Source organism: Brucella tritici (genome assembly GCF_902825325.1).
In the GTDB taxonomy this organism is placed as follows: domain Bacteria; phylum Pseudomonadota; class Alphaproteobacteria; order Rhizobiales; family Rhizobiaceae; genus Brucella.
In genome coordinates, this window is sequence record NZ_CADEAR010000003.1 from 356,234 (window position 1) to 371,582 (window position 15,349).

Sequence of the window (15,349 nt, forward strand, 5' to 3'; positions counted from 1 at the left end):
CGATCATGACAGACGTAATCGTCCGCGACAGCAATGGCACTCAGTTGAATGACGGCGATTCCGTCACGCTCATCAAGGACCTGAAGGTCAAGGGCACCTCGACGACACTGAAGCGGGGAACGCTGGTCAAGGGCATTCGCCTCACCGGAAATCCGGACGAAGTCGATTGCAGCACCAAGCAGGTCAAGGGACTGGTGCTGCGGACCGAATTTCTGAAAAAAGCCTAAGAGCCTGTTCCAAAAGTCGCCCTGTGTGGCTGCAAATGGCAATTTTCTGCGTTTCGGTGCTCACGTACCCTTAAGTACGCGCCGCTCCGGTACTCGAAAATCACCATTTTCGCACACACATGCCGCTTTTTGATTCAGGCTCCGTTATCAGGCATCGATCTCCACGCGTCCACGTGGGCGGCTGCAGCAGGCGAGGATATAGCCCTCGGCGATTTCATCGTCGCGAATGCCGCCATTGTGGTTCATTTCGGTTTCGCCGCCGAGGCACTTCACCTTGCAGGTGCCACAGATTCCGAACTCGCAGGCGCTCGGAATCTTGAGACCTCCATTACGTGCGGCAAGCAGAATCGTGTCGTTTTCCGTGCATTCGACTTCCACACCTGAAAGGCTGAAGACGACGCTTGCGGCGGCAACTGCCGGTGCCGGGGCGGCGGGTGCTGCCACAGTGCTCGCTGCTTCGGAGAGCGTGGATGGCACCGGAACCGACGAAATCTCGCTGGCCGGGTTAAAGCTTTCTTGATGGTAGTTGGCCATGTTGAAGCCAGCGTCTTCCAGCAGGCCGCGTACACCGTTCATGAATGGTTCCGGTCCACAGCAGAACACCTTGCGATGCAGAAAATCAGGCGCCAGCAATTCAAGCCGGGCACGGTCGATGCGTCCGTGCAGACCCAGCCATACGTGTCGCGGTGACGACTGTTCCACGATGAAAGCCAGATGCATTGCTTCCATGCGACCGGTAAGCAGTTCCAGTTCGCGGCGGAAGATGATGTCGTCCGGCGTGCGCGCGCAATTGATGAAGGCGACGTCGGTTGCCGGTGCGCAGTCGAAGAGCCAGCGCGTCATGGAGACCATCGGCGTGATGCCGGAGCCGGCAGAAACGAAGAGATATTTTTCGCCCGGATGGTTGGCAAGCGAGAAATCGCCGTTCGGCCCGTAAGCCTTGATCTTCATCGACGGGCGCAGATTGTCGAGCATCCAGCGGGTGCCTATGCTGTCCTTCTGCGCCTTGACCGTGACGGAGATATGGTAGGGACGGGATGGGGTCGAGGAAAGCGTATAAGTCCGAAGCACCGGGCCAAGACCATCCGCCCGTTCTATCGGCAGTTCCAGAGTGATGAACTGGCCTGGCGTATAGCGGAACCAGTTGTCCTCGGTGGTCTTGAAGGAGAAGGTCATCACGTCTGGCGCTTCTTCGATGGCCGAGATGCATTCCAGCATCTGCAACCTGTCGTTCCACGGCAGCATCTCGTCCAGATATTTCAGAGGCTGCATGGCCTTCTCACTTCTCAATTCGCATACACTATCAGGCGACGCGGCTGAGCTTTGCTGCTTCGCCACGCAGGCGCGGTGTAATGGTGTTGGTATACCATTCGAGGAATTGCATCACGCCGCCTTCATGTTCGACCGAATACGGGCCGGGCTGATAAGCGGGCGAGCGAATGCCAACCGCATTTTCTTCAACGATCTGCCGGTCCTGGTCATTGGTCTGGATCCAAACATGGGTCAGCTCATCAAGATCGTAATCCACGCCTTCGACGGCATCCTTGTGGACGAGCCATTTGGTGGTGACGAGCGTTTCCTCGGCGCTGATCGGCAGAACGCGGAAGGAAATCGCATGATCCGCCATCAGATGGTTCCAGGTCGACGGATAGTTGAACAGCAGCATTGCGCCGATATTCGTGTTGCCAGCCACCTGATCGCTCAAAGGCTTCTTGACGGCTGCCTTGCCGGACATGGTGTAGCTCACCGCGTCGCGCAGAAGCGGAATGCGGGTGATGCGATAGCGTCCATCCTCGGACATGTTGAATTCCGCAGGCAGGCCGACGTTGGCGCAATTTTTCCAGAGCTGGTTGATCTCGGGGTCTTCCATCACACCCTGCACGCCGGTTGCCGAAGGAGCTTCCGGATAGGTGCGGCAGAGTTCTGGATGGTTCGCGGCGCAGTGATAGCACTCACGGTTGTTTTCCCAGACGAGCTTCCAGTTGCCCTTTTCGATGATCGAGCTTTCGAAAGCGACCTTTGCGTCCTTGATATTGTGCGGCGCGAGATAGGGTTCAACCAGATTGCGGAAAGCACCGAAATCAGGCGCTTCCTCGGCGACACAGACATAGATATAGCCGGCGACGGTTTCACAATGCACCGGCTTCAGGCCATATTCGGCAGGTTTGAAATCAGGGCCGACCTGACGTGCGAAGAGCAGGCGTCCGTCCAGTTCGTAGGTCCACTGATGATAAGGGCAGACGAGCTTTGCTGCAGTTCCTTTTTCGGCCGCGCAAATGCGCGAACCGCGATGGCGGCAGGAATTATGGAAAGCACGAATGCCCCCCTGCGCATCGCGAACGATGACAACGGGATAAGCGCCGATCTGCACGGTCATATAGGAACCGGTCTTCGGCAATTCGCAATCATGGCCCACAAACAGCCAGTCCTTGTAGAAAATATTCTCCAAATCCAGCTTGTGATATTCCGGATCGGTGTAGAATTTTTGCTCCAGGCTGAAATTGGGGTCGCGCCCGGTCAACAGCCCCAGCATTTCGTTGCGAACGTCCATAGAATCGAACCCTTGCTTTCCATCTTGGATCTGCCCTCTGCTGTTCTCCCAGCGACTATGGCTCGATCCGGTGTTCCCTTTGTCTTCCGGAAGCACGGCTTATCCCGTTATCTCAATGGCTTGCTCACATCTCCCGAGGTCTGTGAACTAGCTTCCGTTATTCTGATTCAATCACTGAACTATTCTAAACGCGCATTGGGATGCGACATGGTTTTCGCGTAAAGACGACACGCCAAAATGTCGCTTTTGCGGCGTGATCAGATCGTAGCAAATATGTGTTACATATGCCTTCGGAGCGTTTCCGGGATTGCAAATTGGTTTAAAAGCCAGTTACCACGTCAACCACATCCCAATCTGTTTCATTCCATGGGAGGCTCGGTGGCCATGAAACGTTCTGAAATCAACGAAATCATCCGCGAAAGCGACGCTTTCATTCGCTCTTTCGGCTATGTCATGCCGCCTTTCGCATACTGGTCTCCCGAGGAATTGAAGGCGCGGACCTCTTCGGATGCGCATGCTATTCGCGACGCGCGCCTTGGCTGGGATATCACCGATTACGGGCAGGGCAAATTTGCCGATCTCGGCCTGTTTCTCTTCACCACGCGCAACGGCAATGCCGAGGACCTCAAGCGCGGCGGTGGCATGCTTTATGCCGAAAAGATCATGATCTCGCGCAAGAACCAGCTTTCTCCGATGCACCGCCATGTGGTGAAGGCCGAAGACATTATCAATCGTGGTGGCGGCACACTGGTGCTGGAACTGTTCAATTCACTGCCGGATGGCAGTGTGGATGAGGAAACCGACGTGACGGTTGCCACCGACGGACGCCTTGTGACGCAGAAGGCTGGTGCTCACCTGAAGCTGCAGCCGGGCGAAAGCGTGACGCTGCTGCCGGGCAACTGGCATGCTTTCTGGGGCGAGGGCGGCGATGTGCTGATTGGCGAGGTTTCGACTGTCAACGACGACCTGACCGACAATATTTTCCGCGAGCCGATCGGCCGTTTTTCGAATATCGAAGAAAACGAGAAGCCGCTACATCTCCTGGTGTCCGACTACGACAAATGGCTGTAAGCCTACCGATATTTCGGTTCTGGCTGCCTGCAAATGAAGTTGTTTGACGCTTCCGGTCTGCATGTAACTTTAAGTGAACGGCTCCCCGGTTCTCTAACGCCGTCATTTCCGGCAAACGGGGTCGGGAAGCTCAACAGGCTCTCGCGAAGGCAACTGAAGGACTGAACATATGAAGCTGGCGATGATCGGAACGGGCTATGTGGGGCTGGTTTCGGGTGTGTGTTTTGCCGAATTCGGCTTTCACGTCACCTGCGTCGACAAGAATCCATCGATCATCGAACGGCTGAAGGCCGGGAAAGTCACCATCTTCGAGCCGGGGCTCGATGAACTGATGACCCGCAATATTCGCGATGGCCGGCTGGAGTTCAGTACCGATCTTCCGGCAAGTGTCGCGGACGCTGACGTCATCTTCATCGCGGTCGGCACGCCATCCCGTCGCGGAGATGGCGAGGCGGACCTGCAATATATTGAAGCGGCTGCGGATGAAATCGCCGCTGCCATGAAGCCTGGTGCCGTGGTCGTTATCAAGTCGACGGTCGTGGTCGGTACCAATGCGCGCATACGCGACCGCATCAAGACTGCCAATCCGGGTGTCTCGTTCTCAATGGTGTCCAATCCGGAATTCCTGCGGGAAGGTTCGGCAATCGAGGATTTCATGCGACCCGACCGTGTGGTTGTCGGGGTGGAAGACGAACGCGGCAGAACCGCAATGCAGCGCCTCTATCGTCCGCTTTACCTGCGTGAAACGCCGATGGTCGTCACGTCGCTGGAAAATGCCGAGATCATCAAATATGCGGCCAATGCCTTTCTGGCCATGAAGGTGACATTCATCAACGAGGTTGCCGACCTTTGCGAGAAGACTGGCGGCAATGTGCAGGAAGTGGCTCGCGCAATCGGCATGGATAACCGCATCGGCTCGAAATTCCTGCATGCCGGTCCGGGCTTTGGCGGGTCGTGCTTCCCGAAGGACACACGTGCCTTCGCTGCGACGGGCAAGAAATATGATGCGCCGCAATCGCTGATCGAACAGGTCATTGCGGTCAATGAGACGCGCAAACAGTCGATGGCCGAACGGATCGTGACTGCTGCCAAGGAAAACGGTGCAGACACGGTTGCTGTCCTGGGCGTCGCCTTCAAGCCGAACACCGATGATATCCGCGAGTCTCCTGCGCTCGACATTATCGCGGCCATTCAGAAAGCAGGGATCAAGGTGCAGGCGCATGATCCTGAAGCCATGGACGCTGCCAGGGCGGTGCTGCCGGATGTTGTCTGGTGCAATTCGGCCTATGAAGCGGCGAAGGGCGCAGGCGTTGTTGCCCTGCTGACCGAATGGAACGCCTATCGTGCGCTCGATCTGAAACGGGTGGCCAATGGTATGGCCGGAAATGTGCTGATCGATCTGCGCAATGTCTACAAGGCAGAAGACATTGCAGGCACCGGCCTTGATTATCGTTCCGTCGGCCGGACGCTTCGGGCCTGACCAGAGCATTTCCAGCAAAAGTGGAAACCGGTGTTGCGTCCGAAACGCGCTCTAACTGTTTATTTTGACGCGCATCTTTTCCGAAAACCGTTTCACACTTTTCGGGGTGCGCTCTGGAAATGCCGGGGAGTTACTCCCCGACCGTCAGCCGCTTCTTCTCATTGGCGATGAGCCAGAGATTGCGGATATAGACGACGAGGCCAAGGCCTTGGCCCGCGATGAAGACCGGGTCCTTGCGCTGGATCGCATAGATCAGCAGCAAGGTGCCGCCGAAAAGCGAGAAGAACCAGAAGGCGACCGGCATGACGCTGCGCTTCGCCTTTTCGGATGCCAGCCACTGCACGACGAAGCGCATGGTGAAGCAGGCCTGAGCGACGAAGCCCAGCACGATCCAGCCATCCCACTGCGCCACGAAGACCTCGTGCAGCCACTGTGACAGGCTGTTGAAAATATCAGTCATGGGTGATCTCTCTCACACGCGGAACGACCTTGCGGCGCTTCCGCAGCCACCAGACGCCATAAAGATCCAGAATGCCGCGCACTCCACGGTCCAGAATGCCGTAATTGGATTTGCCGTGGCGGCGTTCGCGGTCGACCACATCGACATGCACGACGTCGAAGCCCTCGCGGATCGCCAAGGCAGGCAGATAGCGATGCCATCCATCAAAGAAAGGCAGTTGTCGGAACAGGTCAGTGTGCAGCGCTTTCAGGCCACAGCCGGAATCGCGGGTCTTGTCCTTGAGGATCGCGCCGCGCAGATTATTGGCAAAGCGTGACGAAAGCTGCTTGAGTTTTGTATCCGTACGCTTGAGGCGCTGTCCGGCAGCAATGCCGTAATCAGGCCCGGCCTTTAACAGCGCATCTGCCAGAACGGGGAGATAGGCGGGGTTGTTCTGTCCGTCGCCGTCCATGGTCACGACGATCTTGCCGCGTGCTGCGAAAACGCCGGAACGCACAGCGGCGCTCTGGCCTGACGACCGGTCGTGGCGCAGATGGCGCAGTGGCTTGCCTGCATGAATGCGGCCTGCGAGTACATCGCTGGTTGAGTCCGTCGAACCGTCGTCGACGACGATGACTTCGTATGCGCGGCCCTGCATGGCGGCATCGACTTCATCCAGCAAAAAGGCAAGATTGTCGGCTTCGTTGCGGCAGGGGATAACCACAGAAATCGTCGGTGTGTCCAAGCGGAGTGTTCCTTTATTCCTCGCGCTATCTGCTTAAGCTCGGCTTTCCTGCCCGGAAACCCGATAAAGCGCAAGGCGCGCTCCATAGCATTGATTGGATGGCAAAGCCAAGACGGTTCAAGTAAACGTGAGTTCTGGCCCGGATAATAGCTCGATTGATCGGTTGACTGCCGTTTTTTAGCCGGACATAGCCGGATACGGAAGAGCCTCCTCCAGCCAATCCAGAAAATTCTGCGTCACTTCATCCCGGTTGATCTCATTGAGGCTCTCGTGGCGGGTGCAGGGCAGGATCATGCATTGGACACGCTCGAAACCCATTTTCAGCATTCTCTCCGCCAGCCTGCGCACGGCAGCGCCGTTCACCGTTGCGGGGTCTTCGGCCCCGCCAACGAGACTGAACGGCATGTTTCGCGGGACTTTCGAGAAGTTCCGGTCATCAGCGCCACGGCGGATCATGCGGAAAATGTCGATCCATAACGCCACGCTGGCGTCGAAGCCGCAAAGCGGATCGGCGACATATGCATCGACTTCCGCCGTATCATGCGAAAGCCAGTCGAATAGCGTGCGGTGGCCTTGTACGGATCGACCCCAGGCGCGGAAGGTCATTTTCGGCAGAATGGCGCTTGGAACGTCCGAACCTTTCAGCATGCGCTCCGTATAAAGGAGTGCGAGTGCCAAAGCGCTTTCCACACCGCCATCGACATTGGCGTTCCAGATCGCGGCCGCATCGACTGTATCGGCGTAGTTCAGCACATAGTTCAGTGTGATCAGCCCGCCCATGGAATGTCCGAAAAGCACGATCGGGAGACCCGGATGGTTCTCGTGAATATGTCGGTTAAGCGCGCGCACGTCCTCGATAGCTACAACATGGCCCAGCTTTTGTGCGAACATTCCTCTCGTCGCATGAGCGCCGATATTGGTGCCATGCCCGCGATGGTCGTGGATATAGACGTGGTAGCCCGCCGCGACCAAGGCGGAGGCGAAACGTTCATAGCGCGCGGAATGTTCGGCAAGGCCATGGCATATCTGGACAACTCCTCGCGGTGTCCCGGCGCGGACGGTGCGGAACGGGAGTTCCGATTTGTCGGAAACCGTCAGATGATGAATGGTTTTGAATGTCATTTCGCCATCTGATTTTATGCCGCGCAAATAGTCAATCTCCCACGATGCGGCGTCGCTTAAACAGGCATTGGAACGGAGTGTGAATGAATTTTAGGCAATTACGTTTTTTGTGCAGATTCCGCTTGAAAAGCGCAAAAGCTTGGGCAAATCTAGTTTTGCAGACAGGGTTTTTGAAGGGCAATCAGGGGCGTTTTAAACAGGATTTCACGTCATAACTTGCAGGCCGTCCGATGAAAGGGAGGAAACTTTCGCGGACGGTGGCCAGAGGGGAAACCGGGTGACGGAAATATCCGCGCCCGGTTTCATTATTTATGGTTCTCATCAAACATTGATTGGCTGTTGCCACTGCTTCTGTTTCGCGGGTTGCCGTTTGCTTCCGGGGCATAATTAGCCTACATACGCGTCAACAATTTCCGCGCGGCTCGGTAAGCATTGGACCGATCGCGCTTCTCAACCTGCGGAGACGACGCGCTTTATGGCACGCCAATTCATCTATCATATGTCCGGGCTGAATAAGGCCTACGGCGCCAAGAAGGTTATCGAAAACCTTCATCTGTCATTCTATCCAGATGCGAAGATCGGTATTCTCGGCCCCAACGGTGCCGGTAAGTCGACGATCCTCAAGATCATGGCCGGTCTCGACAAGGAATATACCGGTGAAGCGTGGCTCGCCGACGGTGCCACTTGCGGTTATCTCGCGCAGGAACCGCATCTCGATCCAGAAAAAACTGTGCTTGGCAACGTTATGGAAGGTGTGGCTGCGAAGACCGCCATTCTTGAGCGTTATAACGAGCTGATGATGAACTATTCTGATGAAACCGCCGACGAAGGTGCGGCGCTTCAGGATGTCATCGACAGCCAGAACCTCTGGGATCTGGAAAGCCAGGTTGAAATGGCGATGGAAGCCTTGCGCTGCCCGCCAGCCGATGCCGATGTCACCAAGCTTTCGGGCGGTGAGCGTCGCCGCGTTGCGCTTTGCAAGCTGCTGCTTTCGAAGCCTGATCTGCTGCTGCTCGACGAACCAACCAACCACCTTGACGCTGAAACCACCGCTTGGCTGGAAAAGCATCTGCGCGAATATCAGGGCGCTGTCCTGCTCATCACGCACGATCGCTACTTCCTCGACAATGTGACCGGCTGGATTCTCGAACTCGACCGCGGTCGTGGCATTCCTTACGAAGGCAACTACTCGGCTTATCTCGAAGCCAAGGCCAAGCGCATGATTCAGGAAGGACGTGAAGAAGATTCGCGTCAGAAAGCTCTTGAGCGTGAGCGCCAGTGGATTGCCGCAAGCCCGAAGGCACGTCAGGCCAAGTCGAAAGCTCGTATCAAGGCTTACGATCAGCTCGTTGAAGCTGCGGAAAACCAGCGTCCGGGCGATGCCCAGATTCTGATCCCGGCAGGCGAACGTCTCGGTCAGGTGGTTATTGAAGCTGAAGGTCTGACCAAGTCGTTTGGCGACCGTATGCTGATCGAAGACCTGACATTCAAGCTGCCTCCAGGTGGCATTGTTGGTGTTATCGGTCCAAACGGTGCCGGTAAGTCGACGCTGTTCAAGATGATTACCGGTCAGGAAAAGCCGGATTCCGGTTCGATCCGCATCGGCGATACTGTGCATCTTGGTTATGTCGATCAGAGCCGCGACCACCTCGATCCGAACAAGAATGTCTGGGAAGAAATTTCCGGCGGCAACGACATCATCAAGCTCGGCAAGTTCGAAATGAACTCCCGCGCTTATTGCGGTGCGTTCAATTTCAAGGGTGGTGATCAGCAGGCCAAGGTTGGCAATCTGTCCGGCGGTCAGCGCAACCGCGTGCATCTCGCCAAGATGTTGCAGGCAGGCGGCAACGTTCTGCTGCTCGACGAACCGACCAACGATCTTGATACGGAAACGCTGGCAGCGCTCGAAGATGCGCTTGAAAAGTATGCTGGCTGCGCTGTTATCATCTCCCATGATCGTATGTTCCTCGACCGTCTCGCGACACATATCCTCGCCTTCGAAGGCGATAGCCATGTTGAATGGTTCGAAGGCAACTTCGAAGATTATGAGGCTGACAAGGTTCGTCGTCTCGGACCCGAGAGTGTCAACCCGAAGCGGGTAACGTATAAGCCGCTTACCCGATAATGACTTCCAAGGCCGGTGCATCGCACCGGCCTTTTTATTTCAGGCCCTTTTCACGTGATGAAAGGAAAGACGATGAAAGACTGGTCCGCAAAACAGTATCTGAAGTTTGAAGATGAACGCAGCCGCCCGGCGCGCGATCTTCTGGCGCAGATACCCCTGCCAGCGCCGCGCAAGGTGGTGGATATCGGCTGCGGACCCGGCAATTCGACCGAGCTTCTTGTGGAGCGCTGGCCGGATGCACAGATTTCAGGCTTCGATACGTCGCCAGACATGATCGAAAAGGCGAAGACCCGTCTGCCAGACGTAGAGTTCTTCATCAGTGATGCCGCCAGTTTCGAGCCGGATGCCGAAACGGATGTGCTGTTTTCCAATGCTGTTTTCCAATGGTTGCCGGACCATATCGAGCAATTGCAGCGGCTGTTGTCACTGCTGCAACCCGGCGCGGTGCTGGCCGTCCAGATGCCGGATAATATGGGCGAGCAGACCCATGTTGGTATGCGTGACGTCGCAAAAACAGAGGCCTTCGTCGCCAAGATCGGCACCAAGGGCAGGGGACCTCTGCCGCCGGTGATGGAATATTATAACGCGCTCGCCGGTCAGGCTGCGCGGCTCGACATATGGCATACGGTCTATAACCACCCGCTGGATGGCGTTGATGCGATTGTGGAATGGGTGAAGGGGACAGGGTTGCGACCGTTTCTCGATCCGCTCGATGAACAGGAGCAGGCCGACTATCTGAAAGCTTACAAGGCGAGGATTGCGACGCATTATCCGGCGGCTGTCGATGGGAAAGTCCTGCTGCGTTTCCCACGTATTTTTCTGGTTGTTCAGAAGAAATAGTCGCCCGACAGACAACTCTACACGGGGAATTGATCGATTGCCTGTGTAGAGAGAATTGATTATTATATAATTATTTCAATGCATTATGTTTCCGCATCATTGCACGGCGACGCCAATCATATCTTTTAGCAACTTCTCATATTGGAATAGATTGCATGCAAACGATTTTGTTCCTATGGTCTGGCCGCATCCTGAAACCGCTCTAGATATGGAGCCGTCATGATCGCAACGCCGCGATGCGCGCCATCCCCGTTGCGATTTCGTTCAGGAGGCCGGTTTCGATGCTCTTGCTCCGTTTTTACTTTTCAATGGAAATGAACGCCGAGGCTGCCGGTTCAAGGACTGTTTCAGGCGTCTTTGCGTCTTCGCAATTGATCCAAACAGTATGATTTCGACCGGGAGGACATTTCAAATGCGAGCCTGCTTTCCAGTTGAAATGCGGTTCGCAGTTTTATGTTTATGAAGTGAAACAATCGCCGATTTCGGTAATCCCTGCCTGGGGTCGGCGGCTTGCAGGCTGTTTGAGAACCGCCTGCTATCGGGAGTTTTCAGAATGAACAATGCAGAAATGCATGCTGACGCCAATGGCGAGGTCGAAGCGGCACATGATGCCCATGACACGCGCCGCCGCGTCTTTGCCATCGTGGCCAGCGCATCGGGTAATCTGGTGGAGTGGTACGATTTTTACGTCTATTCCTTCGGTGCACTTTATTTCGCATCGCAGTTTTTCCCTGCCGAGGATCAGACCAGTCAGCTGCTGAATGCGGCTGCGATTTTTGCGGCTGGCTTCCTCATGCGCCCCATCGGCGGCTGGCTGTTTGGCCGCATTGCCGACAAGCTCGGTCGCCGCAAATCCATGCTGATTTCGGTCACGATGATGTGCCTTGGCTCCTTCGCCATCGCCATTTTGCCGACCTATGAAACAATCGGTGTTCTGGCACCATTCCTGCTGCTGATCGTGCGTTTGCTGCAGGGCCTTTCGGTCGGCGGCGAATATGGTACCACCGCTACCTATATGAGCGAAGTGGCGCTGGCCGGGCGCCGGGGCTTCTTCTCGTCGTTCCAGTATGTCACGCTGATTGGCGGGCAGTTGCTTGCTGTTCTGGTGATCGTGGTGCTGCAGTTCTTCCTAACGTCGGACGAGCTTCATGCCTGGGGTTGGCGCATTCCTTTCGCTATTGGCGGCGTTGCGGCCATCGTCGCACTATTCCTGCGGCGGACCCTTCACGAGACCTCGACGGAAGAAACCCGCAGCAACAAGGCGGCAGGCAGCTTTGCCAATATTTGGAAGAACCACCGCAAGGCCTTCCTTGTCGTCGTCGGCTTCACGGCTGGCGGTTCGCTCGCCTTCTATACCTTCACCACCTATATGCAGAAATATCTGGTCAACACCGCTGGCATGAGCAAGGAAACGGCCAGCGAAACCATGACCTTCGTGCTGTTGGCCTACATGCTGATGCAGCCGCTTTTCGGCGCGTTGTCCGACAAGATTGGCCGTAAGGCGATGATGATCGGCTTTGGCGGTATTTCGATCCTGACCACGATTCCGCTCATGACGCTGATCGGTTCGGTGCAGAGCCCGACCATGGCATTCATCTATATCGTGATCGCTCTGGCGGTTGTCAGCATGTACACCTCGATTAGCGGCATCGTGAAGGCAGAGCTGTTTCCGGCGGAAGTGCGGGCGCTCGGTGTCGGCTTTGCTTATGCCATCGCCAATGCGATCTTCGGCGGTACCGCTGAATATGTGGCACTCTGGTTCAAGCAGCAGGGTATGGAAAGCGGCTTCTTTTGGTACGTGACCATCATGATGGTCATCGTGTTTGCGGTCAGCATCTTCATGCCGAACCCGCGTGAGCACGGCTATCTGCAGGGGCACGGTACCGAATAATCAGATCACATTCATCAGTAAAAACGCCGCCTCCGGGCGGCGTTTTTACATATTCACCGCCTCGTCGTCTTCCGGCGACAGAAGCCGTGTCGCGCGCCATTCGGTCAGCTTGGCATTGATTGCGTCGAGCACGAAGAAGCGCGCTGAATCCCTGTCATATCCATCATCACGTAGCGCATCGTAATCGGTATGCGTGTGACGCACATGCGCGACTGTCGCCAGCCAGACGGCAGTGGATGGCGGCAGCATCTTCATATGAGGGCTGAGCGCTGCCGCACGGATAGGCTCGGAATCCGAATAGGGTATCGCCGGAAGCAGAAGCGTCAGCGATTTGGCGATTGCTTTCTGACGCATTGTGCCTGCACCCATGGCTCATCCTTACAGTCAGTTGTTTGTGCGAATCCTTTGCTTGGCCATTCTGTCACGAAAATCGCTTGCACAGGAACTGCTTTCCATATAAACATATCTTTATATCTTTTACGGATATCCGTGATGGGCCGTGAATGAGAAAATGCGTCAACAAAGAGCGGAAGGCATGGCCGGTTTGCAACTGCAACTCGATCTGATGGTAGATGTGCTAAAGGCGGTGGCTGAGCCAAGCCGCTTGCGCATTCTTGCACTTCTTTCGCGCGGTGATCTCACCGTCTCCGACCTCACGACGATATTGGGGCAATCCCAGCCGCGCGTGTCGCGTCATTTGAAGCTGCTCGCGGAAGCCGATCTCATTGATCGCTATCAGGAAGGCGCATGGGCTTATTTCCGTCTCGCTGACAATGCGATCAGCGGTGACCTTGCACGCGGGCTTCTGGCTCGTCTCGACAACACCGATGCTCTTGTTGAACGTGACATGGAACGCCTGTTGCAGGTGAAATCCAGCCGTCAGGAAAAGGCCGCCGCCTATTTCAGCGCCAATGCCGGTAGCTGGGATCAGATTCGCAGGCTGCATGTTTCCGAGAATGCGGTCGAAGTGGCCCTCAAGAAGGTTGTCGGTGACAAACCGTTTCAGGCGATGCTCGATGTCGGCACGGGAACGGGCCGGTTGCTGGAGCTTTTTGCGCCGCTTTACCTTCGCGGTGTCGGTATCGATATCAATCGCGATATGCTGGCTATGGCGCGCGCCAATCTCGATCTCGCAGCCGTTGGCAATGCGCAGGTTCGTCAGGGCGATGTCTATGCGCTGCCGGTGGAGCGTGAGAGCTTCGATCTGGTGACCATTCATCAGGTTCTGCACTTCCTTGATGATCCACTTGCCGCCATTCGCGAAGCGGCGCGGGCTTTGCGTCCCAACGGGCGATTGCTGATCGTCGATTTCGCACCGCACAAGCTCGAGTTCCTGCGCGAGGAACACGCACATTTGCGGCTTGGCTTCAGCGATGAACAGATGCTGGGCTGGATGAGAGATGCCGGTCTTGAGCCGGAAAAGACACTGGAACTGGAGCCGAAGGCGGCCAATGGGGATGAGGGGCTGACAGTGAAGCTGTGGCTCGCCCGCGATCCACGCCTTCTCATCGCCGATCCGGTTTCGCATGCCTCCCAAAAGTCGGAACCGGTTTTGGGATAAAGACATGCGGCAAAAACAGACAATAAGCATGACGGAGACAGTTTGATGGGTTTTTACGGTCTTTCCCGCCGACCGGATGTTGGCCAGACCACCCGGGTATCGTTCGAATTCTTCCCGCCCAAGTCGGAGGAAATGGAACAGCGTCTCTGGGATACGGTGACGCGGCTTGCTCCGCTGCAGCCTGAATTCGTCTCCGTGACCTATGGTGCCGGAGGCTCCACGCGTGAACGCACGACACGCACCGTGGCGCGCATCCTCAAGGAAACCGACGTCAAGCCAGCGGCGCATCTAACCTGCGTGGATGCGACACGCGAGGAAGTTGATCGCGTCGTGCGTGAATTCGCAGAACTCGGTGTCAACCGCTTCGTGGCGCTGCGCGGCGATCCAGCCGCCGGTATCGGCGAGAAATATGTGCCGACGCCGGGTGGCTATCAGAACGGTGCCGAACTGGTCTCTGGTTTGCGCAATATTGCGGATTTCGACATTTCAGTTTCCGCCTATCCGGAAAAGCATCCGGAAAGCCCGGATTTTGCAACCGATATCGATATGCTGAAGCGCAAGGTCGATAATGGTGCGACACGCGCCATTACCCAGTTCTTCTTCGAAAACGATCTTTACGAACGTTATGTCGAGCGCGTTCGCCGTGCGGGTATCTATATCCCGATCGTTCCAGGTGTTTTGCCAGTGCATAATTTCAAGCAGGTCAAGAATTTCTGTGCGCGGTCGGCGACCCATATTCCGAGCTGGCTGGCGGAGCGTTTCGAAGGACTGGACAACGATCCGCAGACACATCAGCTGGTAGCCGCTGCAATTGCCGCCGAGCAGGTGATGGATCTGATCGAACGCGGCGTGCAGGATTTCCATTTCTACACGATGAATCGCGCCGATCTGCCCTTTGCGATCTGTCACATGATCGGCATAAGGCCAAAGACGGAAGCAACTCTGGAAGTTGCCTAAACATAAAAAGCCCGGCGGTGACGCCGGGCTTTCTTGTTTTCGTGCGGGTTGGCCTATCCTCAAAACCGAAGCCGCCGTAATGGTTTAGGCTAATTCCCCTAAGGGATGACGCCTGCTATCAACGCTGCAACAAATGCAAATGCCGCACAGATCATGAGGACATTCAAAGATCGCGTAAGTCCCATTGGTCTGTCTCCTTCATATGCGTCCGGGTGACCGGACGCGCGCTGGTAGGAAGCTCGAATCTAAGCGCAAAACGCCTCGAACAAAAGAAGATTTCGCACTGCAATCTGCCGTGATGGAGAAATAAACCTATCGTTTACCACCTAAACTATTGAAA

14 protein-coding genes are annotated in these 15,349 nt (G+C 55.9%); 8 read left to right on the plus strand and 6 right to left on the minus strand.

Going from position 1 to position 15,349, the window contains the following annotated elements:
• Nucleotides 1-5: 5 nt before the first annotated feature.
• The gene (locus tag HWX93_RS06180; protein WP_010659694.1) at nucleotides 6-227 is read left to right on the plus strand and encodes an alkylphosphonate utilization protein; all 222 of its coding nucleotides are present in this window, start codon (nucleotides 6-8) and stop codon (nucleotides 225-227) included.
• 147 nt (nucleotides 228-374) lie between these two features.
• Here the strand turns inward: HWX93_RS06180 and HWX93_RS06185 are convergent, their stop codons facing one another.
• Both HWX93_RS06185 and HWX93_RS06190 read right to left on the minus strand, forming a co-directional pair.
• Nucleotides 375-1,499, minus strand: a complete 1,125-nt coding sequence (locus HWX93_RS06185; protein ID WP_176036849.1) for a hybrid-cluster NAD(P)-dependent oxidoreductase — start codon at nucleotides 1,497-1,499, stop codon at nucleotides 375-377.
• Between the two features lie 31 nt (nucleotides 1,500-1,530).
• A complete protein-coding gene (locus tag HWX93_RS06190) occupies nucleotides 1,531-2,778 on the minus strand; it encodes an aromatic ring-hydroxylating oxygenase subunit alpha (protein ID WP_109989519.1) in 1,248 nt (415 codons plus the stop codon).
• Between the two features lie 384 nt (nucleotides 2,779-3,162).
• On the opposite strand from HWX93_RS06190, the gene HWX93_RS06195 reads away from it, so the two are divergent.
• Both HWX93_RS06195 and HWX93_RS06200 read left to right on the plus strand, forming a co-directional pair.
• Nucleotides 3,163-3,849: a D-lyxose/D-mannose family sugar isomerase gene (locus HWX93_RS06195; RefSeq protein ID WP_109989518.1), complete on the plus strand. Its 687-nt coding sequence runs from the start codon at nucleotides 3,163-3,165 to the stop codon at nucleotides 3,847-3,849.
• Nucleotides 3,850-4,018: 169 nt separating this feature from the next.
• On the plus strand, nucleotides 4,019-5,329 hold the full coding sequence (locus HWX93_RS06200) for a UDP-glucose dehydrogenase family protein (protein ID WP_176036850.1): 1,311 nt from the start codon (nucleotides 4,019-4,021) through the stop codon (nucleotides 5,327-5,329).
• 130 nt (nucleotides 5,330-5,459) lie between these two features.
• Here HWX93_RS06200 and HWX93_RS06205 read toward each other — a convergent pair whose 3' ends face one another.
• From HWX93_RS06205 to HWX93_RS06215, 3 genes are all read right to left on the minus strand, one after another.
• On the minus strand, nucleotides 5,460-5,789 hold the full coding sequence (locus HWX93_RS06205; protein ID WP_109989516.1) for a lipid-A-disaccharide synthase N-terminal domain-containing protein: 330 nt from the start codon (nucleotides 5,787-5,789) through the stop codon (nucleotides 5,460-5,462).
• Nucleotides 5,782-6,513 carry a glycosyltransferase family 2 protein gene (locus HWX93_RS06210; protein ID WP_010659700.1) on the minus strand — a complete coding sequence of 244 codons (732 nt, stop codon included), beginning with the start codon at nucleotides 6,511-6,513 and terminating at the stop codon, nucleotides 5,782-5,784. The genes HWX93_RS06205 and HWX93_RS06210 overlap by 8 nt, the downstream gene beginning before the upstream one ends.
• Before the next feature lie 177 nt (nucleotides 6,514-6,690).
• Entirely contained in the window at nucleotides 6,691-7,635 is a 945-nt protein-coding gene (locus HWX93_RS06215; protein ID WP_176036851.1) for an alpha/beta fold hydrolase, read from the minus strand.
• A 475-nt stretch (nucleotides 7,636-8,110) separates the two neighbouring features.
• On the opposite strand from HWX93_RS06215, the gene ettA reads away from it, so the two are divergent.
• The 3 genes from ettA to HWX93_RS06230 all read left to right on the plus strand — a co-directional run bounded on the left by ettA (nucleotide 8,111) and on the right by HWX93_RS06230 (nucleotide 12,491).
• The gene (ettA, locus tag HWX93_RS06220) at nucleotides 8,111-9,760 is read left to right on the plus strand and encodes an energy-dependent translational throttle protein EttA (RefSeq protein WP_176036852.1); all 1,650 of its coding nucleotides are present in this window, start codon (nucleotides 8,111-8,113) and stop codon (nucleotides 9,758-9,760) included.
• Between the two features lie 72 nt (nucleotides 9,761-9,832).
• On the plus strand, nucleotides 9,833-10,600 hold the full coding sequence (tam, locus tag HWX93_RS06225; protein WP_176036853.1) for a trans-aconitate 2-methyltransferase: 768 nt from the start codon (nucleotides 9,833-9,835) through the stop codon (nucleotides 10,598-10,600).
• A gap of 553 nt (nucleotides 10,601-11,153) precedes the next feature.
• Nucleotides 11,154-12,491, plus strand: coding sequence for an MFS family transporter (locus tag HWX93_RS06230; protein ID WP_176036854.1), 1,338 nt, complete (start codon nucleotides 11,154-11,156; stop codon nucleotides 12,489-12,491).
• A gap of 45 nt (nucleotides 12,492-12,536) precedes the next feature.
• Here HWX93_RS06230 and HWX93_RS06235 read toward each other — a convergent pair whose 3' ends face one another.
• Nucleotides 12,537-12,860: a DUF2293 domain-containing protein gene (locus tag HWX93_RS06235; protein WP_176036855.1), complete on the minus strand. Its 324-nt coding sequence runs from the start codon at nucleotides 12,858-12,860 to the stop codon at nucleotides 12,537-12,539.
• Between the two features lie 166 nt (nucleotides 12,861-13,026).
• Here HWX93_RS06235 and HWX93_RS06240 point away from each other — a divergent pair, with 166 nt between their 5' ends.
• Together HWX93_RS06240 and metF are read left to right on the plus strand one after the other, a co-directional pair.
• Nucleotides 13,027-14,052 carry an ArsR/SmtB family transcription factor gene (locus HWX93_RS06240; RefSeq protein ID WP_176036930.1) on the plus strand — a complete coding sequence of 342 codons (1,026 nt, stop codon included), beginning with the start codon at nucleotides 13,027-13,029 and terminating at the stop codon, nucleotides 14,050-14,052.
• A 45-nt stretch (nucleotides 14,053-14,097) separates the two neighbouring features.
• Complete coding sequence (gene metF, locus HWX93_RS06245; RefSeq protein ID WP_176036856.1) at nucleotides 14,098-15,009, plus strand: methylenetetrahydrofolate reductase [NAD(P)H]; 912 nt, start codon at nucleotides 14,098-14,100, stop codon at nucleotides 15,007-15,009.
• Nucleotides 15,010-15,349: the final 340 nt, after the last annotated feature.